Source organism: Pantoea sp. C2G6, assembly GCF_051336815.1.
Taxonomy (GTDB): Bacteria; Pseudomonadota; Gammaproteobacteria; order Enterobacterales; family Enterobacteriaceae; genus Pantoea.
This window is the reverse complement of record NZ_JBGMNJ010000002.1, coordinates 333,255-357,395: the sequence shown is the minus strand read 5'-3', so window position 1 is coordinate 357,395 and position 24,141 is coordinate 333,255. Positions and strand designations below refer to the sequence as shown.

Annotated in this window: 22 protein-coding genes and 1 tRNA gene; 16 read left to right on the top strand and 7 right to left on the bottom strand. The window is 52.8% G+C overall.

Annotated features, from left to right (window positions below; genetic code table 11):
- Window positions 1-110 precede the first annotated feature (110 nt).
- Window positions 111-809 (top strand): RluA family pseudouridine synthase, encoded by a 699-nt coding sequence (locus ACCW71_RS05050; protein WP_436369989.1) that lies wholly within the window; start codon window positions 111-113, stop codon window positions 807-809.
- 18 nt (window positions 810-827) lie between these two features.
- Here ACCW71_RS05050 and ACCW71_RS05045 read toward each other — a convergent pair whose 3' ends face one another.
- Window positions 828-1,367, bottom strand: a complete 540-nt coding sequence (locus tag ACCW71_RS05045; protein WP_436369988.1) for a DUF2058 domain-containing protein — start codon at window positions 1,365-1,367, stop codon at window positions 828-830.
- 152 nt (window positions 1,368-1,519) lie between these two features.
- On the opposite strand from ACCW71_RS05045, the gene ACCW71_RS05040 reads away from it, so the two are divergent.
- From ACCW71_RS05040 to ACCW71_RS05030, 3 genes are all read left to right on the top strand, one after another.
- A complete protein-coding gene (locus ACCW71_RS05040) occupies window positions 1,520-2,158 on the top strand; it encodes a TetR family transcriptional regulator (protein WP_436369987.1) in 639 nt (212 codons plus the stop codon).
- 76 nt (window positions 2,159-2,234) lie between these two features.
- A complete protein-coding gene (locus tag ACCW71_RS05035) occupies window positions 2,235-3,620 on the top strand; it encodes a D-arabinono-1,4-lactone oxidase (RefSeq protein WP_436369986.1) in 1,386 nt (461 codons plus the stop codon).
- An 8-nt stretch (window positions 3,621-3,628) separates the two neighbouring features.
- Window positions 3,629-4,459, top strand: a complete 831-nt coding sequence (locus tag ACCW71_RS05030; protein WP_436369985.1) for a glycosyltransferase family 8 protein — start codon at window positions 3,629-3,631, stop codon at window positions 4,457-4,459.
- A 78-nt stretch (window positions 4,460-4,537) separates the two neighbouring features.
- On the opposite strand, the gene ACCW71_RS05025 is transcribed toward ACCW71_RS05030, so the two are convergent.
- Complete coding sequence (locus tag ACCW71_RS05025; protein WP_436369984.1) at window positions 4,538-5,665, bottom strand: Gfo/Idh/MocA family protein; 1,128 nt, start codon at window positions 5,663-5,665, stop codon at window positions 4,538-4,540.
- Window positions 5,666-6,008: 343 nt separating this feature from the next.
- Here ACCW71_RS05025 and ACCW71_RS05020 point away from each other — a divergent pair.
- The 7 genes from ACCW71_RS05020 to ACCW71_RS04990 all read left to right on the top strand — a co-directional run bounded on the left by ACCW71_RS05020 (window position 6,009) and on the right by ACCW71_RS04990 (window position 10,149).
- A tRNA-Asn gene (locus tag ACCW71_RS05020) sits at window positions 6,009-6,084 on the top strand.
- A gap of 590 nt (window positions 6,085-6,674) precedes the next feature.
- Window positions 6,675-7,163: a type VI secretion system tube protein TssD gene (gene tssD, locus ACCW71_RS05015; protein WP_436369983.1), complete on the top strand. Its 489-nt coding sequence runs from the start codon at window positions 6,675-6,677 to the stop codon at window positions 7,161-7,163.
- Window positions 7,163-7,525 carry a tlde1 domain-containing protein gene (locus tag ACCW71_RS05010; protein ID WP_436369982.1) on the top strand — a complete coding sequence of 121 codons (363 nt, stop codon included), beginning with the start codon at window positions 7,163-7,165 and terminating at the stop codon, window positions 7,523-7,525. The genes tssD and ACCW71_RS05010 overlap by 1 nt, the downstream gene beginning before the upstream one ends.
- Window positions 7,522-8,100 (top strand): hypothetical protein, encoded by a 579-nt coding sequence (locus ACCW71_RS05005; protein WP_436369981.1) that lies wholly within the window; start codon window positions 7,522-7,524, stop codon window positions 8,098-8,100. The genes ACCW71_RS05010 and ACCW71_RS05005 overlap by 4 nt, the downstream gene beginning before the upstream one ends.
- A gap of 401 nt (window positions 8,101-8,501) precedes the next feature.
- On the top strand, window positions 8,502-8,834 hold the full coding sequence (locus ACCW71_RS05000) for an XRE family transcriptional regulator (protein ID WP_436369980.1): 333 nt from the start codon (window positions 8,502-8,504) through the stop codon (window positions 8,832-8,834).
- Window positions 8,819-9,130, top strand: coding sequence for a HipA N-terminal domain-containing protein (locus ACCW71_RS04995; protein ID WP_436369979.1), 312 nt, complete (start codon window positions 8,819-8,821; stop codon window positions 9,128-9,130). The genes ACCW71_RS05000 and ACCW71_RS04995 overlap by 16 nt, the downstream gene beginning before the upstream one ends.
- Window positions 9,127-10,149, top strand: coding sequence for a type II toxin-antitoxin system HipA family toxin (locus ACCW71_RS04990; RefSeq protein ID WP_436369978.1), 1,023 nt, complete (start codon window positions 9,127-9,129; stop codon window positions 10,147-10,149). Before ACCW71_RS04995 ends, ACCW71_RS04990 begins: the two co-directional genes overlap by 4 nt.
- Before the next feature lie 246 nt (window positions 10,150-10,395).
- Here ACCW71_RS04990 and katG read toward each other — a convergent pair whose 3' ends face one another.
- Together katG and ACCW71_RS04980 are read right to left on the bottom strand one after the other, a co-directional pair.
- Entirely contained in the window at window positions 10,396-12,606 is a 2,211-nt protein-coding gene (gene katG / locus ACCW71_RS04985) for a catalase/peroxidase HPI (RefSeq protein ID WP_436369977.1), read from the bottom strand.
- A gap of 430 nt (window positions 12,607-13,036) precedes the next feature.
- A complete protein-coding gene (locus tag ACCW71_RS04980) occupies window positions 13,037-14,059 on the bottom strand; it encodes an LLM class flavin-dependent oxidoreductase (protein WP_436369976.1) in 1,023 nt (340 codons plus the stop codon).
- 319 nt (window positions 14,060-14,378) lie between these two features.
- Here ACCW71_RS04980 and ACCW71_RS04975 point away from each other — a divergent pair, with 319 nt between their 5' ends.
- The 3 genes from ACCW71_RS04975 (at window position 14,379) to ACCW71_RS04965 (ending at window position 17,355) form a co-directional block, all read left to right on the top strand.
- The gene (locus ACCW71_RS04975) at window positions 14,379-15,152 is read left to right on the top strand and encodes a phosphate/phosphite/phosphonate ABC transporter substrate-binding protein (protein ID WP_436369975.1); all 774 of its coding nucleotides are present in this window, start codon (window positions 14,379-14,381) and stop codon (window positions 15,150-15,152) included.
- 85 nt (window positions 15,153-15,237) lie between these two features.
- Window positions 15,238-16,152, top strand: coding sequence for a ketopantoate reductase family protein (locus tag ACCW71_RS04970; RefSeq protein WP_436369974.1), 915 nt, complete (start codon window positions 15,238-15,240; stop codon window positions 16,150-16,152).
- Window positions 16,153-16,293: 141 nt separating this feature from the next.
- Window positions 16,294-17,355: a LacI family DNA-binding transcriptional regulator gene (locus ACCW71_RS04965; protein ID WP_436369973.1), complete on the top strand. Its 1,062-nt coding sequence runs from the start codon at window positions 16,294-16,296 to the stop codon at window positions 17,353-17,355.
- 113 nt (window positions 17,356-17,468) lie between these two features.
- Here ACCW71_RS04965 and tmaR read toward each other — a convergent pair whose 3' ends face one another.
- From tmaR to dacD, 3 genes are all read right to left on the bottom strand, one after another.
- Window positions 17,469-17,795 carry a PTS system regulator TmaR gene (gene tmaR, locus ACCW71_RS04960; protein ID WP_004571340.1) on the bottom strand — a complete coding sequence of 109 codons (327 nt, stop codon included), beginning with the start codon at window positions 17,793-17,795 and terminating at the stop codon, window positions 17,469-17,471.
- A 160-nt stretch (window positions 17,796-17,955) separates the two neighbouring features.
- A complete protein-coding gene (locus tag ACCW71_RS04955) occupies window positions 17,956-19,014 on the bottom strand; it encodes an FUSC family protein (RefSeq protein ID WP_436369972.1) in 1,059 nt (352 codons plus the stop codon).
- 292 nt (window positions 19,015-19,306) lie between these two features.
- A complete protein-coding gene (gene dacD / locus ACCW71_RS04950; protein ID WP_436369971.1) occupies window positions 19,307-20,470 on the bottom strand; it encodes a serine-type D-Ala-D-Ala carboxypeptidase DacD in 1,164 nt (387 codons plus the stop codon).
- A gap of 624 nt (window positions 20,471-21,094) precedes the next feature.
- On the opposite strand from dacD, the gene ACCW71_RS04945 reads away from it, so the two are divergent.
- Complete coding sequence (locus tag ACCW71_RS04945) at window positions 21,095-21,811, top strand: DUF6602 domain-containing protein (protein ID WP_436369970.1); 717 nt, start codon at window positions 21,095-21,097, stop codon at window positions 21,809-21,811.
- Window positions 21,812-22,842: 1,031 nt separating this feature from the next.
- Window positions 22,843-24,024, top strand: coding sequence for a ParA family protein (locus ACCW71_RS04940; RefSeq protein ID WP_436369969.1), 1,182 nt, complete (start codon window positions 22,843-22,845; stop codon window positions 24,022-24,024).
- Window positions 24,025-24,141: the final 117 nt, after the last annotated feature.

Here is a 24,141-nt window from a genome sequence, read left to right as displayed (position 1 = left end):
GCACCCGGCACCGCCGTTTTTTTGCCTGACAGCGGCATTCGCTGCCGTCAGGTTCGTCACTGGCCGGACAATCCGTTATTATCCTCTGCCCTTTACTCTGCGGTTGCCCGATGTCTGCGATTATCGATACTTTTATTGCCCCACCCTGCCACGATGAGATAGCCATTCTCTATCAGGACGACCATCTGCTGGTGATCAGTAAACCCAGCGGGTTGCTGAGTCTGTCGGGCAAAAATCCGCAAAACCTCGACTCCGTGCATCACCGGCTGGTCAGAGATTTTCCCGGCTGCACGCTGGTTCACCGGCTCGATTTTGGCACTTCCGGGCTGATGGTGGTCGCCCGTTATAAAGCGATCAACGCGGCTCTGAGCCAGCAGTTCAGCCAGCGAAGCGTGACCAAAGTTTATCAGGCGCTGCTGTGCGGGCATCTTCCCCAAAATCAGGGGGTGATTGATGCCGCGATAGCGAAAGATCCGGCGCAGTTTCCGCGCATGGTGATTTGCGACCGCCACGGCAAGCCGGCGCGCTCAGGTTATCAGGTTATGGCGCGAGGCGATTATCCGCTGACACAGGGAGAGAGCGTGCCGGTAACGCGGGTCAGGCTATTGCCGGAAACCGGGCGCACCCATCAGTTGCGTATTCACTGCCAGCAGCTGGGACACCCGATTCTGGGATGTGATCTCTATGGCGGCCGCCTGCTGCCAGGCACGGAACAGGTCGCGCGGCTGATGCTGCATGCCAGTGAACTGCGTTTTGTTCATCCGGTCAGCGGCGAGACCATCGTCACCGCGCAAGACAGCCCGTTCTGAAGCGGGCTGCGCCTGGCTTTACCACATCAGATCGTCAGGGACTTTGAAGTCGGCATAAGGATCGTCTTCATCCTGCGCTTCTTCACTCAGCGCACTGTTCAGGACGATGGCGCTGGCATCGCGCTGGGCGATTTTATCGGCGACGCTGGCCGGGATGATCGCGTACTGGCTCTCCGCGCTGCTATCGGTCACCAGACGGGCGATGGCGAGTCGGCCGTTGATCAGCTGTGTCTGGGTCAGCTTGTCTACCAGCATTTTTTTGATCAGGTTATTGTCGGTGAAGTTAAAGGTGATATTGCCTTTTGCGACATCAATTTTATTCATCTCAATCAGCTGCCTGACCTGCGCTTTGTACTCTTTCGCTAACAGCGCCTGCTTTTGCTGCTCGTTCAGCTGCTTATCCCGCTCCTGCTGGGCTTTTTTGTTATCTTCCACCGCCGCCCGGGCCTCACGCGCCTGAACCCGTGATTTCTTCGCGGTGCGCTGGACCTTCTCCATTTTTTTACTGCTGACTAATCCTGCTTTCAGCATCTGCTCCTGTAAGGTGAGCTTTGTCATTATCGCCTCTGAATCTGTAAACGCATTTTCCGGGATTATACCTGTAATCAGCCGGGCTGTGCCAGGCAGCAGAATCCGCCTGCTGACGTTTGACGGTATCTGATCAACGCTGTGCTACCATTCTTCGCGGGAAAATCACCTTACAGAGCACCATGTCAGAGATAACCAGACGTAAAAACGATCCCGAGGGATTAAAGAAACGCATCCTCGCCGGGGCGCTGAAAACCTTTGCTGAATTTGGTATGCAGGGGGCAAGAGTGGAGCAGATCGCCGAGTATGCCTCCACCACCAAGCGCATGGTGATCTATCACTTTGGCAATAAAGAACAGCTCTATATTGCGGTACTGGAGCAGGTCTATCAGCAGATCCGTCAGCACGAAACCGGACTGAACCTGGCGGCGATGACGCCGGAGCTGGCAATGACCCGCCTGGTGGAAGCCAGCTTCGATTATCACGTTGCCCATCCCGATTTCATGCGGCTGGTGTGCAGCGAGAATCTGCTGCGCGGCCGCTATATCAGCCAGTCACCGCAGATTAAAGCGCTGAACCGCAGCGCGCTGGATCTGCTGGATGAGATCCTGGCGCGCGGTCAGCAACAGGGCGTGTTTACTGCCGATGTGCAGACCATCGATGTGCACCGCCTGATCAGCAGTATCTGCGTTCATCATGTCTCAAACCGCTATACCTTCAATGCGTTATTCAGCCCGGATAATAGCGAAGAAGAGAGTATCCGTCGCAATCGCCAGCTGGCGGTCACCGCAACGTTACGCTATATCCGCAAATCCGCATGACCCGTACGGGCTTCGCTTAGTCATGGTCTACGCTTACTAAACATTCGTCATAAAACTGTCAAAAAGGAATGCTGCTGTGAGCAGAGACGCACACCTCTATCCGCTTCGTCAGACCCGGATCGACCCCAGTGATGATGCGCTATGGAACTGGGCCCAGAACGCGCAAATTGGTCACCGCCACCAGGTTCAGCGCCCCGCCAGTGAAGCGGAGCTTCAGGAGATGATCCGTCAGACACGCGGCCAGATCCGCGTCATTGGCAGCAAACTGTCACCCGGCCGGATGCTGCACGTCAAAGATGATGACCTGCTGCTCGATCTCAGCGCGTTAAGCGGTGCGATCGCCAGTGATGAACAGAGTGTGACCTTCGGCGGCGCGACGCCGCTTGATCAGGTTTATCGCCACCTGACCTCAATGAACCGGATGCTCGCCTCCTCGCCTGGCGTGATTGCCATTCAGACGCTGGCTGGCGCGATGGCGACCGGCACCCACGGCCAGGGACTCCAGCAGAGTTCGATTGCTGATGAAGCGCTGGCGATCCGTATGGTGCTGACCGATGGCACCATCCGCGAGTTCATCCGCGGCGAGCCCGATTTCCCGGCGGCGCAGGTTTCGCTGGGCGCACTCGGCATTGTCACCGCCGTGACGCTGCGTACCGAGCCGTTTCGCATTTTCACCTGCCACAAAAACGCCGTCTCCGCCGATACCCTGGAAGAGGATCTGCTGCGCTGGAACAACGACTATCCGCTGAGTAAAGCCTGGTGGTTTGTCGATGACAATCTGGTGCACGTCTGGAACGCCCACCAAGCCAGCGAGGAGGAGCGCCAGCGCTATGAGCAGCAGGATCGCCAGGTGGTAGAACACGAGGGTGAAGTGGATGAGAGCCTGAACGACACCATCGATCAGACGCTGGCGCACATGCATCGCGATACCCAGATTGAGGGTAAAGGCGGTAAGCAGTTTCGCACCGTGACCCGCTTTCGCGACTTTACCGATGTTACCGGTGACATCTACCAGCTCTTCTGCCGGGGCATCGCGGTGCCGCAGATTAATGTGGAAATCGGCGTGCCGCTGGGGAAAACCCCGGCCATTATCCGCCGCATCAAGCAGTGGTATGCCGAAAACCGGCCACATATGCACTACCCGATTATTCTGCGCTGCACCGGTGCTTCGTCCGCCTGGCTGAGTCCCGCCGCCGATCAGCCCACCTGCTTTTTCGGCTTTGTGGTCTATTACGCCGACGATGGCTCGCTCTCTCAGGAGGGGCTGCACTTCCTGACTGAAGTGGAAAAACTGCTGGCCGAAGAGGGTGGCCGCCCGCACTGGGGCAAATATTACGATGAAGAACGCTATCACTGGCGTGAGATCTATCCGCAGTGGGACGCCTTCCGCGCCCTGCGCAACCAGCTTGACCCGCAGGGCCGGCTGGGTAACGACTACATCACGCCACTTTTGACTGACTGAGGAACATTATGTTTGCCTGGGTAACGCTGTTAACACAACCCGATTATCTGGTGGGCGTAAAAGCGCTGCACCGTTCACTGCAACAGAGCCACAGCCAGTGGCCGCTGGTGGTCATGACCACCCCGGCGATTTCCGCGGCTGACTGTCAGGCATTGCAGGAGGCGGGCTGCGTGGTAAAACCGGTCGATCCGCTCTACCCGCGCGCCGACCTCGATCAGCATTACGCTTCGGCGCAGTTCGGGGAGGTCTGGACCAAGCTGCGGGTCTGGCAGCTGACCGAATACCAGCGCGTAGTCTTTCTGGACGCCGATATGCTGGTGCTGCGCAACATGGATGAGCTGTTTACCCTGAATCTGGCTGATAAGCCGCTGGCCGCCTGTCACGCCTGCCGCTGTAACCCTAACCAGATCGCCTCCTATCCCGCCGACTGGCAGCCTGAACAGTGTCACTACACCTGGCAGGCACGCGGCGAAGCTGCCCCGGAGAGTGTGGATCTCTACCTGAACGGCGGTTTTCTGGTACTGACGCCCGACGCCGCGGTGTTTGCGGCGCTGGAAAAGCGCATTAACGCCATTGACGATCTCAGCGCCTATCCCTTCTCCGAGCAGGATCTGCTGAACGAAGTGTTTGCCGACCGCTGGCAGCCGCTCTCTTACATCTACAATGCTCTCAAGACGCTGCCATTTCAGCACAGCGGACTCTGGCGCGAGAATGAGGTGAAAAACCTGCACTACATTCTGGCCAAGCCCTGGAAGCGCGATCTCAGCCAGCCCGCAAGCGAGCGCGATCGCTTTTATTCACTGGATAAACTCTGGTGGGAAAAAAGCGGTCTGATCTGATTCAGTGCGGGCGGGAAGCCGCAGTTTCCCGCCCTGTCTGTGAGTTAATCCGTGCTGGCCTCGCTCTTCTCGCGTGGCTTAGCCTGATACCCTTATCCAGCACCGCTGCTCGGCGGAGTGAGCAATGGCTTCCAGCACCTTCTGCACCTGTAATCCCTCTGCGAAATCGGGCCACAGGCGATCGCCCGCCGCGATACCGTTAATCAGGTCGCGGATCTCCACCGTTTTCTGATCGTTAAAGCCGATGCCGTGCCCGGCTGAGACACAGAAGTTCGCATAGTCAGGATGCGCCGGTCCGGTCAGAATAGTTTTAAATCCCTGGCGTCCGGCGGGTTCATCATGCAGATAGAGCTCCAGTTCCGCCATCCGCTCCTGAGTGTAGCGCAGCGTGCCTTTGGTGCCGGTCACCACATAGGTCAGACCCATTTTCGCCCCACAGGCGATTCGTGAGGTTTCAATCACACCGTGCGCGCCACTCTGGAAACGCAGCAGCGCGCTGGCCTGATCTTCATTTTCCACCGGTCGCTGCTGCGTCGGATCACCGGGATCGGGTCGGGAGGTGATCACCGTCATCATATCGCCGCTGACTTCGGCAATCTCACCCACCAGATAGTGCGCCATGTTCACGATATGCGCCGCCAGATCGCCCAGCGTCCCCAGCCCAGCCAGCGCTTTCTGGCAGTGCCAGTCGAGCGGCGTTTCCGGCCTGGCGAGGTAATCTTCATTGTGAGTACCATAAAAATGCACCACTTCACCAATCTCGCCACGGGCAATAATCTCTTTCGCCAGCTGGCTGGTGGGATTTTTCATGTAGTTGAAGCCGACCAGGGTTTTGACTCCGGCCGCCTCCGCTGCCGCCACCATCTCCTGCGCATCCGCCACACTTAGCGACAGTGGCTTTTCGGAATAGACATGCTTACCATGACGGATCGCCTCCAGCGCCATCTCTTTATGCAGAAAGTTGGGGGCGCAAATATCCACCACATCAATCGCCGGATCGCTGACCAGCGCACGCCAGTCGCCGGTGGAGCGGGCAAAGCCAAATGCCGCCGCCTGGCGGGCCGCCAGTTCAGGATTCACCTCCGCCAGCATCTCCCGCACAATTTCACCTTTCAGAGCAAACACAGCGGGCGCCTGAGCATAAGCAATGGCATGACAGCGTCCGATATAGCCACTGCCGATCATGCCGATTCTGACTTTATTCATTTTCACTCCACACACGCAGTTCAGGGGTAAAATGAAATCTAAATTTCATTTATGCCGGTGACAAAGCCAGAATGAAATATTTGTGACGATAGTAGAAAACTATCCTGGCAAACCACGTTCCATCGGGGCTGACAAGCAGGTGACGGCCAGAAAACACCTCATAAACACCTCACTTTTAGCGGCGGTGGTTTTCTTTGGTGGCAAGCCCGTTCCGGGGGTGTCGCGGCTTTTTAAGCGGTGTCAAACCCGGCGGTGGCGACTATTTCAGCAGTCGTGCGATTTTGTGAAAAAGAGCTTTGACATGATCCGGCGGGGCCGTTACTATGCGCCCCGTTCAAACGATTCCTCTGTAGTTCAGTCGGTAGAACGGCGGACTGTTAATCCGTATGTCACTGGTTCGAGTCCAGTCAGAGGAGCCAAATTCAAGAAAGCAGACGTTCACTGACGTCTGCTTTCTGCATTTCTATCACTTGGTTATCCCTTCTTTCACGTTCCCCCCTCGTTCACTCGAAGCCATACCCTTTGGCTGGTAAATATGATGGTAGTTCGATTGCGTTTTTACCAACAAGCGGGTGAGTGCTGTAATGACACTTACTGATACCAAAGTAAGCTTGTTTTCGCACCATCAGCAGGTTTATTCATCCCTTTCACACCAGAGAACGCGCTTTTGTCCACCCATAATTAAGAACAGAATTTATCCCGGTCATAGCCAGGTAATTTCAGTTTTTTAAATTTAAATAATATTTTAATGTCAGCACCCCACTTAGCCATAAATATAAATAACTCCCGCAGTTACCGCCAATTTATTATTAATGACAAAAGTCATCAACTACACTGGTGATAACATTGTTCAGAATGCGCTTATTTATCCCTTTCTTTTTTGCACAGAACCATCAGTTGATTGTGAAATTTGATTGATACAAATCAATCAAATATTGATTAACATTTTATCTATACCGGCGATAAGGAAGATAATCTTCCTCTTTATCTCGACAAAGGAGTATGTTGAATGGCTATTCCGGTTTACTTATGGCTTGAGGATGATGGCGGCGCGCCTGTAAAAGGCAGTGTTGATGTGAATGGCAGAGAAGGAAGCATAGAAGTAAGCGAACTAATGCACTCCATTGAACAGCCTACCGATCCCCTGACTGGCAAGGCTACAGCAAAACGCTTACATAGTTCATATGCATTTATGAAAAGCGTTGATAACTCATCATCCCATCTATACAAAGCACTCTCTTCTGGTCAAACCCTTAAAAAGGCCGTATTCAAATTCTACCGAATCAACTATAACGGCCAGGAAGAAGAATATTTCAGGACTACACTGGAGAACGTGAAGGTGACAGAGATTGAGCCTTTTATGATGGACATAAAAAATCCTCGATGGGAAAGGCATGACCACCTTGAATATGTTGATTTAGCTTACGAGAAAATCACATGGCACTACCTGGATGGCAATATTATTCACTCTGATTCATGGAAAGGACGGACTGCATAATGGCCTGGGAATACGATGTAGCAACACACACCTTCACCCGGAATGGTGAAAAATACGCGGCAGATTACGCAGGTGCGACAGGTTATAAGAATGATAGCTCAAAGGAATGTGTAAGTGGTAAAGGCCCACTTCCCAGAGGCACTTATACAATTGGCTCCCCTCATAACTCAGCCCATACGGGTAAATACACCCTCAACCTTACCCCCAATTTAAGTAATGCTATGTGTGGGCGTTCGGCTTTCCGTATTCATGGTGCAAGCAAAAAGCATCCGCTTGATTCATCAGAAGGTTGTATTATCGCCCCGCTTGGCGTCAGAAAGAACATCTGGGCTAGCGGTGATAGGGAGTTAAAGGTGAAATGAGATATATCCTTCTTGCTTTTTCCGTAACATCTTCCGTAGCGATGGCTGCGCAAATGGAAAGTTTCGGAGCTAACTATTACCAGGACGATTCATCCATCATTAACTACGATACCAATAAAAACTTAGTGCCTGATGTGATTGTTGGCGATCATGCCTACTCGATGGAATTTAGCAGCCTTACAGATATTGCAAAAACTGCTGGCGTGATTGTTAACCACGATGACCAGACATCATGGCTGTGTCTTACTTCTAAAGGTATCAACTACTGGTTTATCTCTGATAATGAGATGGGGCAAGGAGATTTAACTTCTATAGCAATTGCCAGGACCGCCCAGCCAAAAAGTTGCTCTTCTTATAATGGTGATTTAAGCGTTACAGTTAAGAAAATTCCCTTGCTAAACGCTTCATTAGAAACTCTCTCATCACTATTTTCGCATAAACCAAATGGTAATACGGTTCAATATTGTAACAACACTAAAAATTACGGTAACTTTACTCAGATGAACTGTCTTCAATATTTTTTTAAAAAAAATAATGTTAAAGGCGTGATTATCAATCAGATCACATCCAACTAAAAATTAACCCAGATGGCTGTCCGAAGGATGGCCTTTTACCTTCAACATCCGTTAACTTCAGGCCAGGTGAAGGCTTCAATGAATTTATGGGCACCTTGCTTATCCCGCTCACTTAAGGAAAAAACCTTCTGTAGCTGTTTACCGTTCGTTTCCTGCCTGTACCATCTGTGGCATCGGCTATCTCCTGCTATCCAGCTGCCAGCCTGATGTGACCGGCTAAGAATACCGCTTCTGTTACTGCTCTCTTCTCTATAGCCTCAGGGTCATAAATGACACTTTGCGCAACTTTAGCCTGAACGGACAGCTGATATTCACCACGGAGGGACATAAAGGTTCAAAAATGACCCTTTCTGGCGTTATACTCCTGGTGTAAGCTCAATAAATGGCTAAAAGGGTCAAAAATGAACCTTTACGACATTGACTCGCTGCTGGAAAACCTTCCTGAGTCAGAAAAAAAGAAAGTGATAGCAAAGTGGGCATTGGAGAATCAATCCTCAGATGCAGCTATGACGGAAAAGAGCCAGGTGATGACGCCTGAAGTGTTCGCTCTATTGCCGCAACGTTTAGTCAGCGAGCTGAAGCGGCAGAACATCACCTATGAAGAGATGGCTATTCAGATTGGCGTTTCACTTTCTACGTTTAAGCGAATGATCGCTAAACCTTCTTCTGCTAAGGCGGTCAATCTCCATGCACTGCTTAGGGAACTGGGTATAAAAGTATGGATCGAAAAGTAGCGGTGTGGCTGTACAACAGACCCGTGGGCATATTAAGTGAGCAAGATGGCGGGTATTCATTTTGCTACCTGCCCGATTATAACGGATGTGCAATATCACTGAGCATGCCGGTGAGACGTGAGCCTTATCTGAATGAGGAGCTTCATCCTTTTTTTAAAGGATTAGCCCCTGAGGGCTGGTTGCGTAAGCGATATTCCGAAATTCAAAAAATTGACGATAAAGATCTGTTTGGCTTACTGATGCAAAATAGTAACGACCTGCTCGGTGCAGTCGTGTTCAGAGAGATAACATCATGAATACGGAACGCTGTCTGATAAACCTGAACCCACTGGATGATTCTGGCTTAAAAACCGGCTTTTCAAAAAAAGGAATTCTGCATCTGTTGGGTGAGCAGAATGTCGCGCTGAGCCTGCCTTTTACGCGCAGCCAGTTCATTCAGGAACTGCCTGAGCGTCAGAAAGGAATGAGCATTTCTGGCTATCAACCCAAACTGTCACTTCGGCTGGAGAAGGGAGAACTGGTGGTTGTCAACAATGACGGCACCTATATCCTGAAGCCCTCACCCGAAGAGTATCCTCATCTGGCAGAGAATGAGCATGCGACAATGTGCGTCATGCAACGCCTGAAATTTGATGTCCCCCCCTTTGGACTCATGCCCTTCAGGCAGCAGGAAAACCAGCGAACCGAACTGGCGTTTGTCATTAAAAGGTATGATCGCCTGAGTGCTAATCAGGGGAGATTGCATCAGGAGCAGCTGGATGGTGCGATGGGACTCAGCGATAAATATGGCAGGGTCAGTAACAAAAAAACTATCAGTTATGAGAAAGCCGCTAAGTTCCTGAACAGCAGAGTGAGCAACAGCTTAAAGAGTAAACGCGACCTCTTTTTGCGCATTGTTTATGCCTATGTACTGGGTAATAACGATTTTCATCTGCGGAATATTGGCATCATACTACCTGAAAATCACTCCCCCCGGCTGGCACCAGTCTATGATTTTATTAGCGTGGTCCCCTATCCTGCGGCGTTCGGAGAATATTTAGCCCTCCCTCTGCTTGAGCGTGAAGAAAATGATACCGAAAATGCACCGGGCCTGGATTCAGACTATGGCGAATATGTGGGAGCAGATTTTATCCTGCTTGCTCAGGGTATGGATATTAATCCCGCGCTTGCAAAAAAATGGCTGAAAGAAGTTGTCAGCAATCATAAGCTTATTAGTGATACTTACACTGAAAGTCATATGCCTGAAGCGCAGCGGGAAGCTGTCCTTAACTATGTTGCGCGCAGGATCAAATTGCTGGAAGTAATGGAGCTTTAATACGAGGCGACTATTCACCATTTTGCTGCCATCTCGCTGACAGAAGCTCATACGGTAAATCCTGACAAAGCATTGTGGGCAGCACGGTAAAAAAAGGCTGCGCAATCCATTACAGCGCACCCGTTGTGAATCGCCTGTCCCCTCGTGCCGCATCCTCTGCCCCTCTCTCTTCACCGCAGAAAACCCTCACCATAAACAAACCCGCTAGCTTCAGCGGGTTTGTTACCTTTACGACTCAGAGATTAATCAGAGTTCAAACCGGTCGAGATTCATCACTTTGGTCCAGGCGGCGACAAAGTCTTTGACGAATTTTTCGCGGGCATCGCTGCTGCCATAGACTTCCGCCGAGGCGCGCAGCACGGCGTTTGAACCAAATACCAGATCGGCGCGGGTAGCGGTGAAGCGAACCTCACCCGTGGCGCGGTCGCGTCCTTCGAATCGTTCATTGCTGCCGTCGGTGGCTTTCCACTCGTTGCGCATATCCAGCAGGTTCACGAAGAAGTCGGTATTCAGCGCGCCGACGTGGTGGGTAAAAACCCCGTGCTGGCTGCCGTCAAAGTTTGCGCCCAGCGCACGCATCCCGCCCACCAGCACCGTCAGCTCTGGCACGGTCAGCGTCAGCTGCTGCGCCTTGTCGATCAGCAGATTTTCGGTAGTGGTTTTGCCAAAGCCGGTGCCGTAGTTGCGGAAACCATCGGCACGCGGTTTAAGCAGGTTGAACGACTCAATATCGGTCTGATCCTGACGCGCATCGACCCGGCCAGCAGTAAACGGCATTTCAATCCCGACACCAGCCGCTTTCGCCGCTTGCTCAACACCAACCACACCGGCCAGAACGATAATGTCCGCCAGCGACGCTTTGTTTGCTTCACGCTGAATACCTTCCAGCGTCGGCAGCACGCGCGCGGCTACGGCATTGACCTCCCACTCACGCTGCGGCAGCAACGCCAGACGGGCACCATTCGCACCACCCCGTTTATCGCCACCACGGAAAGTAGACGCCGAGGCCCAGGCAACCGAAACCAGCTCGGTCACAGTGAGACCGGATGCTGCGATCTTCTCTTTCAGCTGCGCAATATCAGCCACGGTCGGGTGATAAACCGGTGCAGGCAACGGGTCCTGCCAGATCAGATCTTCCTGCGGCACTTCAGGGCCGATATAACGCGCCTTTGGCCCCATATCGCGGTGGGTCAGTTTGAACCAGGCTCTGGCAAAGGCTTCATTGAACGCCTGCGGATCGTTGTAGAAACGACGCGAAATCTTTTCAAATTCCGGGTCAAAGCGCAGCGTTAAATCGGTCACCAGCATGGTGGGTTTGCGTTTCTTGTTAGCGTCAAACGCATCCGGGATAATCTCCGGCGCATCCACCGCTTCAAACTGAATGGCACCCGCCGGGCTGCGGGTCTGGACCCACTCATATTTGAACAGGTTCTCGAAGAAGTAGTTGCTCCACTGGGTAGGCGTCTGGGACCAGATCACTTCCAGACCGGAAGTGATAGCGTCTGCGCCGACACCGGAGCCGTAGTCGCTGACCCAGCCGAGGCCCTGCGCTTCCAGTGGCGCGGTTTCAGGATCAACGCCAACATGGCTTGCGGGCGCGGCACCGTGGGTTTTCCCCAGCGTATGACCACCGGCGATTAACGCCACGATCTCTTCGTCATTCATCCCCATATTGCCAAAGGTGGCACGGATCGCCGGGGCGGCGGATGCGGGATCGCCGCTGTGTTCAGGGCCTTCAGGGTTAACGTAGATCAGCCCCATTTCGGTGGCGCCTAACGGTGACTGCGCCAGGGCTTCCGGGTGGCGATGCTCCAGCCAGGTGGCCTCTTCGCCCCAGTTCACATCCATATCCGGTTCCCAGACATCTTCACGTCCGGCACCAAAACCAAAGGTACGGAAGCCGGAGTTTTCCAGCGCCACGTTGCCCGCCAGAATGTAGAGATCGGCCCAGGAGATTTTCTGACCATATTTCTGTTTTACCGGCCAGAGTAAACGGCGGGCCTTATCCAGACTGACGTTATCGGGCCAGGAGTTTAACGGGGCGAAGCGCTGCTGACCACGGCCTGAACCACCACGTCCATCAACGGAGCGATAGGTTCCGGCGCTGTGCCAGGCCATACGGATAAACAGGCCGATATAGCTGCCCCAGTCGGCGGGCCACCAGGCTTGTGAGTCGGTGAGCAGGCCTTTAATATCAGCCTTCAGCGCGGAGTAGTCTAATTTGGCAAATTCTTTACGGTAATCGAAGGCTTCACCCAGCGGGTTAGAACGGGATGAGTGCTGATTCAGCAGGTCAACCCGCAGTTGATTCGGCCACCAGTCACGGTTAGTGGTGCCGCCACCCGGCGCCTGATTTGACTTTCCGGCGTGAAAAGGACATTTGCCCGCCGGTGCTTCCCGATCGGCTTCGACAATTGGCTTGGCATCTTTTGCATCTTCATCAACAGAACTGCTCATGGTCACACCTCTTCTTTGTATTTTCATCGCTACTCTATAGAGGATTGGCGGGAACGCACACCTGTCTCATCCTATATATTTGATAGCTTATCCCTTTGAATACGACGCTTTATGACAGCTTCCAACGATGGAAAACCGGTGTCTTCTTGCACAGTCAGACCGGAGCGAAGCGGCACCGATTGTCCTCAGACTATTCCGACCGACGCGGTTGCACAACCGGCTTATCGTGCGCAGCGGTCAGCCGATCGCTGCCTGAGCGGCAGCTAAACCGGGATAGCGAGCAAAAGATGTGCAGCGTAAAAAAGGCAGAACTCAGCGCTGTCCAAACAGCAGAGGAAAACAGAGAAGATAATTGAGGCAAGGAAGAGCGCGGCATTTGCCTGCCGAACGCTGCACCGCGCCCCGCTAAGTGGGACGCGGTGCCATTGATTTACCGCCAGCCGAGTTCCGGGGCGACATACTTCAGGATCGACTCAATAACATGCGCGTTATAGTCGACACCGAGCTGGTTAGGCACGGTGAGCAGCAAGGTGTCGGCTTCGGCAATCGCCTCATCCTTCGCCAGCTCTTTGATTAACGCCTCTGGCTCAGCGGCATAGCTGCGGCCGAAGATAGCGCGGGTTTTCTCATCGAGAAAGCCGACGGAATCACGGTCGTTACCGCTGCGGCCAAAGTAAGCGCGGTCCATATCATTGACCAGCGCAAAAATGCTGCGGCTGACGGAGACGCGCGGCGCATGCTGATGCCCGGCCGCTTTCCAGGCCTCGCGATAGGCGCGGATCTGTTTTGCCTGCTGAATGTGGAACGGCTCGCCGGTTTCATCATCTTTCAGGGTGGAGCTTTGCAGGTTCATCCCCATTTTTGCCGCCCACTCGGCGGTGGCGTTGGAGCCGGAGCCCCACCAGATGCGCTGACGCAAACCTTCAGAAAGCGGCTCCAGTCGCAGCAGGCCAGGCGGGTTCGGGAACATCGGCTGCGGATTGGGCTTAGCGAAGCCTTCACCGCGCAGCACTTCAAGGAACTCCTCGGTATGACGGCGGCCCATATCGGCGTCGCTTTCCCCCGCTGCTGGCTCAAAGCCAAAATAGCGCCAGCCATCGATCACCTGCTCCGGTGAACCGCGGCTCAGCCCCAGTTGCAGACGACCGTTGGAAATCAGATCCGCCGCGCTGGCATCTTCCACCATGTAGAGCGGATTTTCGTAGCGCATGTCGATGACGCCGGTGCCGATTTCAATGTTACGGGTACGCGCGCCGACCGCCGCCAGCAGCGGAAAAGGCGAGCTGAGCTGACGGGCAAAATGGTGGACGCGAAAGTAAGCGCCATCCGCGCCCAGCTCTTCGGCGGCGACCGCTAAGTCGATCGATTGCAGTAAGACATCCTGCGCCGAGCGGGTGGCGGATTGCGGGGATGGGGTCCAGTGACCAAAGGATAAGAAGCCAATCTTTTTCATCTGTATTTCTCCTGACGGGCGGCAGACGACCGTGGATGCGTAGGCGATTTTCGATAGCCAAAGGTTACGCCGTCCGCGCCGCCACTGATAGTCAATATCTTTCAGCGCTATATTCAGGAATTTCGATATAGCCGCGCTGACCAGATGAGGACAGCGGTTTAAATGCCCTGAACTGTGCGCTGCTTCAATCTGGGCTACCCTTCACTGCATCACCCTTTTTTAAAGCCCGCACTGGCTGACCAGGCAGCGGACCGCTTTGGGCCGCTCCGAAGCGGACAGCCTGGGGCCTTGTCTGTGTGCGGATCAGCGGAGAAACCTGATGAATGACCGGCTCGCCCTGCCGATGTACGCAATTAACCGGCCCGCCACGCAGGCGCTGATGCAGGCGATGACGACGCTGCTGGGCCGCCAGAACATCGTGGCGCAGCCGGGCTGGCCTGACGATCTGCTGGCGCACTGGCAGGATGAGCGATTGCTGCTGAGTCAGACCTGTGGCTATCCGCTGGTCACTCAGCTGGCTGCGGTTCAGCTGGTCGGCCTCTTTCACTACACCGCACCGGGCTGCGCCGGTCCCGATTATCGTAGCTGGCTGGTGGCGCGGGATAAGCAGGCCACGCTGGCCGATTTTCACGGTCGCCGGGCGGTCGCCAACAGTCGGGATTCGCACTCCGGCTATAACGCGCTGCGTTTTGTCGCGGCCCGACAGGGCATCACCTTTTCACAGCTGCTGCTGAGCGGCGGGCATCGTCAGTCGCTGGCGGCGTTGCGCGATTCACAGGCGGATATTGCGGCGATCGATTGCGTCAGCTGGGCGCTGCTGGCGCGCTACGCCCCGGATGAACTGCACGGCCTGCATATTATTGGCGAAACGCCCTGCGCGCCGGGGCTGCCGCTGATTACCGCCGCCTCCACCTCCGCGCCGCTGCTGACGCTGCTGCGGGCAACCCTGCATCAGCTGGTGTCGGACGCCGCCTGGCGCCGGGTCTGTGACGACAGTCTGATCGGCGGATTCAGCCCAGCGCAGCGCAGCGATTATCAGCCGGTGCTGGCGTGGGAAGCGTCTGCGATCGCCTGCGGCCTGCCCCGCCTCTGAGGCTTCAGCCGCTGATCGCCCGCTAATGCTGGTAAGCGCTGCCCCGGCGTTTTAAGGTAGAGGCTTTCAGCGAAGGGAGATAAGTATGCGCATTCTGATAGCAGGTGCCGGTGCTACCGGTGGATATTTTGGCGCACGGCTGGCGCAGGCGGGCCAGGATGTGACCTTTCTGGTGCGTGAAAAGCGTTACCAGCAGTTGCAGACGCACGGCCTGGTGTTACAGACTCCCCAGGGCCGCGAGCAGTTGCAACCGCAGCTGACCCAGGCCAGCACGCTGGCAGGTGACTACGACCTGATTATTCTGACGGTGAAAAGCTTTGCCCTCGATCAGCTGATGGATGACATCGCCCCGGCGGTCGGACCGGAAACGCTGATCATGCCGATCCTCAATGGCATGCGACACATCGCTACGCTGCAACAGCGTTTTGGCGAAGAGAAGGTGATCGGCGGATTGTGCAAAATCAACGCCACGCTGGGTGACAACGGCGAAGTGATCCAGATGACAGCGCTGCACCAGCTCTATTACGGTGCACTGGACGGTAATAACGATGCCCGGCTGCAACGGGTGGATGCGGCGCTGCGCGACAGTCAGGTAGAGACCTTTTTCAGCGATAACATCATGGATGAGCTGTGGGAAAAGTGGCTGCTGCTGAGCACCCTAGGGGCGGTCTGCTGCCTGGCGCGCGGCGACACCCAGCAGATCCTGAAAGCTGACGGAGGAGAAGCGCTGTTACAGGGACTTTTCACCGAGATTCTGACCGTCATCAGTGCCGACGGGTATCAGCCGCGTCCGGCGGTGACCGCGCGAATTTATGAACTGCTGAACAATCCCGCCACCCCGATGACCTCCTCGATGTATCGTGATTTAACCCAGGGCTTCGACATTGAAGCCGATCAGGTGATCGGCGATCTGCTGCTGCGGGCGAAACGCAATGGCCTGGTCACACCGCTGCTTAATGCGGTTTATGTCAATCTCCAGGTCTACCTGCAACAGCGCTGAGCGCTGGCGGACCGTGGCGGGGAAGACGCTGCGCTGAGCCTGGCTGCGGGCGGTAAAGGCAGGGCGGCAAAAGTGCGGTGCACAGCAGCAGCGCCGCAGGAAAATTTGCTACACTCGTCGCTTCATCTTTTGGAGAGTTCAATGACTTCCCGCTCTGTGACCCTTGATGATGTCGCTCAACTGGCTGGCGTCTCATATCAAACCGTTTCACGTGTCTTAAACCGTTCTGAACAGGTCTCTGCCCGTACGCGGGAGCGCGTTGAAGCGGCGATGCAGCAGCTCAATTATGTGCCGAATCGCGTGGCGCAGCAGCTGGCGGGTAAAGCGACGCGCACGCTGGGGCTGGCCACCAGCGACCTGGCGCTGATGGCACCGGCGCAAATCGCGTCGGCGATTCAGCAACGCGCCGCCGCAGCGGGCTATCATCTGGTGATCGCGATGGACAGCGGCAATGACGCCGCCGCGACGGTTAATGAGCTGCTGGCGCAGCGGGTGGATGGGCTGCTGATCAACCTGCCGCTGGATGCCGCGGAAGCGCAGCAGATCCAGCTGCTGTGCGGTGCCAAGCCAGCGCTGTTTCTGGATGTCGAGCCGCAGGCGGCGGTGGCGCAGTGTCAGTACCCGAATGAGTCGGGAGCCCGTGCGGCTGTTGAACATCTGGTGGCGCTGGGGCATCGCCAGATTGGTCTGTTAAATGGCCCGCTGCGCTCGGTCTCGGCGCGGCAGCGCGAAGCGGCGTGGCGACAGGCGCTGGCGGATCATCAGTTAACACCGCACTGTTCGCTGCGCGGCGACTGGAGCGCGCAGTCAGGCTATCAGGCGCTGCTGGAGCAGCTGCCTGACGCCCTGCCCCAGGCGCTGCTGGTGGCGAACGATCAGATGGCGCTGGGTGCGATGCGGGCGCTGCATCAGTATGGCGTGGCGATCCCGGCCGCAATATCGGTGATTGGTTACGACGATACCGCGGAGAGCGCCTGGTATCAGCCGCCGCTGACCACGGTGCGCCAGGATTTACAGGCGCTGGGCGCGCAAAGCGTGGATCGGATGCTGGCCCGGCTGCGGGGAGAAACGGTCACAGCGGATGCGCTGGAGACCACGTTGGTGATCAGGGAAACCACCGCCGCCCCCGCGGATGAACGGATCGATTTAGCCGCGCTGTCCCAGCAGTTGCAGGTGATTGCGCGCCGGCTGACCGGGAAATAGCGCCCTGCTGTCTCAGGCCGCGCACCCGCACCGCGAATAAAAAAACCCGCCCCACCGGAGTGGATGCGGGTTCGCAATCGCAGGCGGAAGCGCTAACGCCCCACCCTGACGACTCAGGCTTTCGGGTGTTCGCCCACGCCCATCGCTTTGATCTTTTTCGACAGCTCACGACGCTCTTTCGACAGATCGGCGTTTTTAATGATGTACTCATCCACGCGATCTTCATAATCCACCCGCATGCTGGCGATGATTTCCTGAATGGCCTCAACGCTCATGCCAGGTTTGATATATTCGCTCAGGTTGTCGAGCAGCAGTACGCGCTTCTGGTTATCGCGGATCTTCTTCTCGTTATCGACAATTTCACGCTGCAATTTGTTTTTGCGGCGAAACATACGTACGAACTCCAGTACGTCCTGAAATGATTGCTTGGCATTTTCCATGATGGCACCTTTCTTTGAGCCTGCTGACGCAGGGAGAGAGTCAAAACGTTCAGCTTAGCGGCTAACCCGCCCTGTAAGCCATTTTCACAGCTAAATTCAGACTGGCTCTTATCTTAGCGCAAAGAAACCCGGTTTCACATTAAGTCATTGTCTGAGGTGATTATTTGCGCAACGCCATCCGCATCAGTTCGGTCATCCGCTCCAGCTGTTTGGTCAGTTCGAGCGTCAGCCAGACGTAACCGTAGATTGGCGTCTCTTCCAGTCCGTCACTGCCCGCCTCGGCGATCAGCCGCCGCAGCTCCTCGTTGATCCCGGTCAGTTCAGTGCTGTTCGCCAGCACCTCTTCACTTTCACCTTTGATCGCCATCACCGAGAGTGTCCGCAGGGTGTGCTCGATCATCTGCTGCGTCCGGCGCAGCGCCGGGGCGTTAAGCATAATCAGGTGGCTTTCACGCGATGCCCACCAGGCATTAATCTGCATCTCAATGGTGTAAACCATATTACGGTTAATGGTCTGAATGGCTTCAAGGACCGATTTCGGAATGCGCGTCTCTTTGCTCGATGGCTCCAGCAGTGCCCGCATTTTGATCACGCTGCTGAGCAACTTGCCCAGCGGTTTGTTGAGACGCGGCTGCTCTACCAGGTTGGGCGAGAAGCCAGCGTGATAGATTTTCGCCATCTCTCCCAGGGTGTCAGAGAGCTGGATACGCCAGTGGGTATAGGCGCGCTGCGCCCAGATTGCGGTAAACAGCAGCGCCATCAACGATCCCAGAATCACATCGCCACCGCGCCAGAGCGCCATCGTGAAATCGCCGGCAGGCGCGCCCACCACCACGCTCAGGGTGATGCCGATCAGCAGCGCCATATAGGGGTGTTTGCCGAGCGTCAGATAGCCGCTGATAAACATGATGACGCCGCACCAGATCACCATCGCCGGCATTGAGATCAGCTCCAGTTTCAGGGCGATCAATCCCGAAATCGATCCCGCCACCGTGCCGCTGATGCGTTGTAAGGCGCGCGGGAAAACATTTCCCCAGGTGGAGATAGGCCCCATCACCACCACCAGGGTGATCAGCGGCCAGGTGCCTTCCGGGATCTCTGTCGCCCGGACAAAGATAAAACAGAGCAGAAAGGCGATGGCGATGCGCACGCCGTGGACGGCGCGGTAGTGACGATAGAACCAAAACTCCAGTTTTGATATGGGCTTATCAGGACGCAAAGTGGCTTTCCGGTAGCAGAATTTTCATCCGGCTATCTTAACCCTGAATCGGGCGCAGGCTTAGCCCGGGCACTGTTTTTCCAGCCGTTTTGACGTTATCTTACAATTATCAACATCCCCCTCACACAGATGTCCAGGGGTTAAGAACAACTTCCCTACGCTTTGTTAACCTTTATCTTTTGCCAGCAACATGGAGGTGGCGTGGCAGGCCGGGCTGAACCGGCGATATGGAGGGGTTAAAACCAAAACGGGCCGCCCGCAGGCCGCCCGTTTTGTCGTGCTACGCTGTCTGTCAGAATTTCTGTTTAAGATAATCGGTCAGACGGGTAATCACACCGGCGGGTTCAACCGCGCTCAGCACCACCAGCGGATAGTGGGCGATCTGCTGATCTTTATCCATCACCTGAATTTCACCGACCACCTCATTGGCTTTCAGCGGCGCTTCCAGATCTTTGCGATCGATAATGTATTTCGCTTTGACGTTTTCCACTTCACTGCGCGGCAGGGAGAGATAAATATCCTCTGCGGTGCCGACATCCACCTGATGCGGGTTGCCATACCAGACGTTTTCGCTGCCGATTTTCTTACCGGCATGGAACAGCTGAACGGTGTCAAAGGTGTTCTGTCCCCAGGTGAGCAGTTTACGCGCCTGCTCTTCACGCCCTTTGGCGCTCTTGCCGCCCATCACCACGGCGATCAGCCGGTGTTTACCCACCACGTTAGAGGCGATGATGTTAAAGCCTGCGGTTTCGGTATGGCCGGTTTTCAGCCCATCCACATGCAGATTGTTGTCCCACAGCAGACCGTTGCGGTTGTTCTGGGTAATGCCATTCCAGGTCAGGGTTTTTTCACTGTACATGGCGTAGAAGTCGGGTTCGCCATCGATAATCGCCCGCGACAGTTTCGCCATATCCAGCGCGCTGGAGAACTGACCCGGAGCATCCAGACCATGTACGGTTTCAAAGTGGGTGTTTTGCAGACCGAGCTTATCGACATAGTGGTTCATCATTTTCACGAAGTTCTCTTCGCTACCCGCCACATAGTCAGCCAGCACGACGCAGGCGTCGTTACCGGAGTCGATGATGACTCCCCGGCTCAGATCGCGCACGCTCAGCTTATCGCCCGGCTTGAGGAACATCAGAGACGACCCTTTAAACACCGGATTGCCGGCGGCCCAGGCATCTTTCCCCACCGTGACCATGTCGTCGCGGCTGATTTTTTTCTGGTCGATAGCGCGATCGACCACATAACCGGTCATCAGCTTGGTCAGGCTGGCGGGATTGCGCCGTTCATCCGGGTTGCCCGCCGTCAGCACCTGGCCGGTGGTGGCATCCATCAGCACCCAGGAAGCCGCATCAATGGCCGGTGGCGTCACAGGAAACGGGAGCGCATCGGCTTGTGCCAGCGAGGCCCAGAAAACAGTAGCAGTAACGGTGAGTAGCAGACGCCTTTTCAACACTTGATCCTTAATTACACACGAGAGGAAACGGATAAAACGAAACGGAAGCAGCCGCACGTTTTACGGCAAAAGCGTTGTGAAGGTTTGAATAAATTGAAAAAAAGTATGAACTGCGGCGATCTTTTCGCCCACCGCCGGGCAACAGGTAAGCGTTGCTGTAGCCTGAACTTCAGGCGCGCCGGAATATGGTTTACCATAGCGGGACCAAGTCAGATGCTGCGCGGGACGGCTATAATGGCTCAGTTGAGCCAGGCAGCGACAGCACGCGCACGACAGCGCTACCCATCACAACTCACTCCGGCTGCGCGCAGTGGGACACCGAGCGAACAGAAAGCCGCTTTATCGCTTTCTGTTTATTAAGCCAGTGAACGAAATAAGCGGAAATGAAATTTGAATAACGATTGCGTACAGGCCACCTTCCTCTTCCACGACTACGAAACTTAGTTGGTAACCCAATGATTTATTTATATTAATTCTTCATCTTTATTTGCTTGGTACGCATATTGGTACACTTTGATTATCCTGTCTAAAACTAAAGCAATTTTTGATTTTACCGATAACAACCACTGAATACCACACTAACTTAATATTCTACCCATTTAAAAACAAAGGATTGATAACATGCCGAGCAAACTTTTAACTAAAATACTTCACAACAAAATACAGCAAGCTTATGATAATGCTGATTCTGTATCAGACATATCACATAAAACGGTAAAAGGAACTTTCAGAGAAGGATTCTTAGTACCTATAATCCAGTCTCTTTTACCACCGCATTTTGGAATAGGTTCTGGTCAGGTAGTTGACAAATGGGACAGGTTTTCACCACAAGCAGACATAATCATATATGATAAAAGGAAAATCCCTCCGGTAATTGAGCAAAACGGATTGGGCGTATATTTTATCGACTCTGTACATAGAGTAATTGAAGTTAAAAGCGATTTGGATACTAAGGGCGTACACCAAACTCTCAATTTAGCGTGGGCGCTGCACCCTGATAACATAAATGGATTAAAAACAGCTAAGCCCGGAAAAATAGAAGGGGAAAATACAAATTATCCTTTTGTAAGCTGTTTTTCATATGACCAGTCCATAACTGATTTGAATAACGCTTTGTCGAAATGGGAAAATCCGGGCGAAATATCTAACATATTGTTTTGCTTACCTAAAACTGGGCTATATAATTATGTTCCAGATGAAGGTGAATTTAAAAAATTACCATCCGGGGATGGAAGGATTGAAATTACCGCTGTTTATCTTGCTTTTTTTCTAAACTTCCTTGAGGATGAAGCGGCAACTAGAGCTGATTTTTCTCTTTTAGAATGGTTAATAAGCTAATACCAATCATTAGATAGACGTATAATTTTAGTTCATAAAATGTTGGGCTGCCTAACTTCTAATTATAAGCAGCCCAGTAGCATAATTTAGTATATTTTTATTAAGGCCAGTTATATAGGCCCATTATCATGCCATACGCTCGTAATCTCATAAGTCACTTTGCCCAGCATAATTATCCCTTCAAGCCCTTACCCGTCGACCGTTTCACCGTCCTACGTGATAATGCCTGTCATGAATAATTTTCCTATTTGCGGAGACTCAGCGAGCTGGAATGCTACTTTGTCGCCTGTCTGCCCCTAAAGTGTTCTATCCACAATAGCGAAGCCGACCGGTGTCTCAATGATCAGCATGTGAGCCGGGTGAGGCATAGGAATTTTGTTCAAATCTATGCGGCCTTCAACGTAGTCATTAGCTGGTGATGGAAAGCCCTATCATATTCCCCCGTTCGGGTTGAACTGACGGTAGGTCTTAGCCTCACCTTCCTGCGTTGATGCATCGCGGAACGTCACCGTGTTTGTCTTTATCCACTGGTTAGTCTCCCGCAGTTAAGCAACTCCAGCTGATGTACAAGCTCCTGAGTAGTTACAATAACGCCCTGCTCCGACCCTTGCCTCATAGCGTTAATAAATGTATGTTTGATTTCATAGTCACACGGCATGATAAGTCCTTCTCTGACAAATACTGTATGCATAAACACAATTATCAATGAAAATTCCTTGTTCAAGTCTTGCTAGGTGACATTTTGTAGAGAGATTGTTGTTGAGCAAATTTCAAGCAGAATTCTAATGTTAAGTTATCCAGGCTCGTTTTACTTGAGCCTAGCTGGAGATTTTTAACCTCATAAGGATGTATAAATCTACACTAACGGATAAATTTAATTTGTCGTATGATTCATGCGTAAGTTTTAAGATAAAAATGAACTTCATTGGTAACTTGCAGTATTTGCTATAAATAATCACGTATTCAACCTAGATTGAAACGTTAAATACTTCCAGGGAAATCAAGCATTTCGCTTGCGATAAGGAAATAGCATGGAAAATAAATCGCCAAAAACTTTTGACAAAAAGCAGAAACAGAATAAAGTTCCGAAGACAGCGGCTAGCTTAATATCACTTTTCAACCATAAAGGGGGGGTAAGTAAAACTACCACTGTATTTCATTTAGGTTGGAAAATTGCCGCCTTAGGTAAAAGAGTTTTGATTGTTGATGCTGATCCACAATGTAATTTAACAGGTCTAACATTAGGACTTGATGATTATGATTCATTGGTGAATTTCTATGACAACAAACAAAACACAGATATTTTTAATAGCCTTGCACCTGAGTTTTCTCTTGAAGGTGTCTCACATTCTCCGCAAAGCGCAACATCTGTCACACCAACAAAAAATGAAAATCTTTTTATTCTAGCTGGGAATATCAGATTCTCTGAGCTAGATACTCAGATTGCAACTGCTATGACAAGCAGCAATACTCTTCCAGTACTGCGTAAATTTGTTGCTGCATTCAATCACCTGATAAGAAAAATTGCAGCTGAACACAATATCGATATAGTTTTAATCGATATGAGTCCCAGCGTATCGTCTACCAATCAGTGTATACTGATGAGTTCTGACTATTTTATAGTTCCAGTTTCTCCAGATTTTTATTGCTATCAAGCTATTGACTCATTGAGCAATGTTTTACCTAAATGGGCCGAGCAGATCAAACAATTTAAGGATGGTGGTAATTCTCCACTGCCAGCCTCTAATCCTAAAATGCTTGGTTTCATTACTCAAAACTACAGAATCTATACTTCCTCAAGTAATTCTTCAGTCAAAAATGAGGTAGAGCAACCCAAACAAATGTCTAAAGCCTATAGCGACTGGCTAGATAGAATTAAAGAAGTTTCTAACCGAAGACTGGTGCCTGCCTTAAAATCCTCAGACATGATGATTAAAAAAGAGTATTTCTCAAAATCGGTAACTCATGACTCTCCATATCACCTAGGAGGCGTTCAAAACTTCAGTGGATTGATTCCCGTATCACAGAGACTATCTAAACCCATTTTTGAACTCAGTAAGGAAGACGGCAATTGGTCAGGTGCTCGCTGGGTGTGGGAGAAGGGCGGGAAAGAAAATGGAATCAAGGTAAACATTGAAGAGGCTGACAGAGTTTACTTAGGATTAGCAAAATCAGTTCTTAACATGATAAAACTCGATAAAATAAAATCTTAGTATCACCAACCATATTAAGGCTCAGTGCCTTTTTTATTAAAAAGGCACTGAGCCTTATCTTACGGGAAATTTATAGCATCCGTGATTATTCACACTAACTTGATAGTATTTTTAATT

Excerpts from the sequence above, each read along its gene's own strand:
- ACCW71_RS05050 (WP_436369989.1), top strand. The coding sequence starts at position 111 with ATGTCTGCGATTATCGATACTTTTATTGCCCCACCCTGCCACGATGAG.
- ACCW71_RS05045 (WP_436369988.1), bottom strand. The coding sequence starts at position 1,367 with ATGACAAAGCTCACCTTACAGGAGCAGATGCTGAAAGCAGGATTAGTC.
- ACCW71_RS05040 (WP_436369987.1), top strand. The coding sequence starts at position 1,520 with ATGTCAGAGATAACCAGACGTAAAAACGATCCCGAGGGATTAAAGAAA.
- ACCW71_RS05030 (WP_436369985.1), top strand. The coding sequence starts at position 3,629 with ATGTTTGCCTGGGTAACGCTGTTAACACAACCCGATTATCTGGTGGGC.
- ACCW71_RS05025 (WP_436369984.1), bottom strand. The coding sequence starts at position 5,665 with ATGAATAAAGTCAGAATCGGCATGATCGGCAGTGGCTATATCGGACGC.
- tssD (WP_436369983.1), top strand. The coding sequence starts at position 6,675 with ATGGCTATTCCGGTTTACTTATGGCTTGAGGATGATGGCGGCGCGCCT.
- ACCW71_RS05010 (WP_436369982.1), top strand. The coding sequence starts at position 7,163 with ATGGCCTGGGAATACGATGTAGCAACACACACCTTCACCCGGAATGGT.
- ACCW71_RS05005 (WP_436369981.1), top strand. The coding sequence starts at position 7,522 with ATGAGATATATCCTTCTTGCTTTTTCCGTAACATCTTCCGTAGCGATG.
- ACCW71_RS05000 (WP_436369980.1), top strand. The coding sequence starts at position 8,502 with ATGAACCTTTACGACATTGACTCGCTGCTGGAAAACCTTCCTGAGTCA.
- ACCW71_RS04995 (WP_436369979.1), top strand. The coding sequence starts at position 8,819 with ATGGATCGAAAAGTAGCGGTGTGGCTGTACAACAGACCCGTGGGCATA.
- ACCW71_RS04990 (WP_436369978.1), top strand. The coding sequence starts at position 9,127 with ATGAATACGGAACGCTGTCTGATAAACCTGAACCCACTGGATGATTCT.
- katG (WP_436369977.1), bottom strand. The coding sequence starts at position 12,606 with ATGAGCAGTTCTGTTGATGAAGATGCAAAAGATGCCAAGCCAATTGTC.
- ACCW71_RS04980 (WP_436369976.1), bottom strand. The coding sequence starts at position 14,059 with ATGAAAAAGATTGGCTTCTTATCCTTTGGTCACTGGACCCCATCCCCG.
- ACCW71_RS04975 (WP_436369975.1), top strand. The coding sequence starts at position 14,379 with ATGAATGACCGGCTCGCCCTGCCGATGTACGCAATTAACCGGCCCGCC.
- ACCW71_RS04970 (WP_436369974.1), top strand. The coding sequence starts at position 15,238 with ATGCGCATTCTGATAGCAGGTGCCGGTGCTACCGGTGGATATTTTGGC.
- ACCW71_RS04965 (WP_436369973.1), top strand. The coding sequence starts at position 16,294 with ATGACTTCCCGCTCTGTGACCCTTGATGATGTCGCTCAACTGGCTGGC.
- tmaR (WP_004571340.1), bottom strand. The coding sequence starts at position 17,795 with ATGGAAAATGCCAAGCAATCATTTCAGGACGTACTGGAGTTCGTACGT.
- ACCW71_RS04945 (WP_436369970.1), top strand. The coding sequence starts at position 21,095 with ATGCCGAGCAAACTTTTAACTAAAATACTTCACAACAAAATACAGCAA.
- ACCW71_RS04940 (WP_436369969.1), top strand. The coding sequence starts at position 22,843 with ATGGAAAATAAATCGCCAAAAACTTTTGACAAAAAGCAGAAACAGAAT.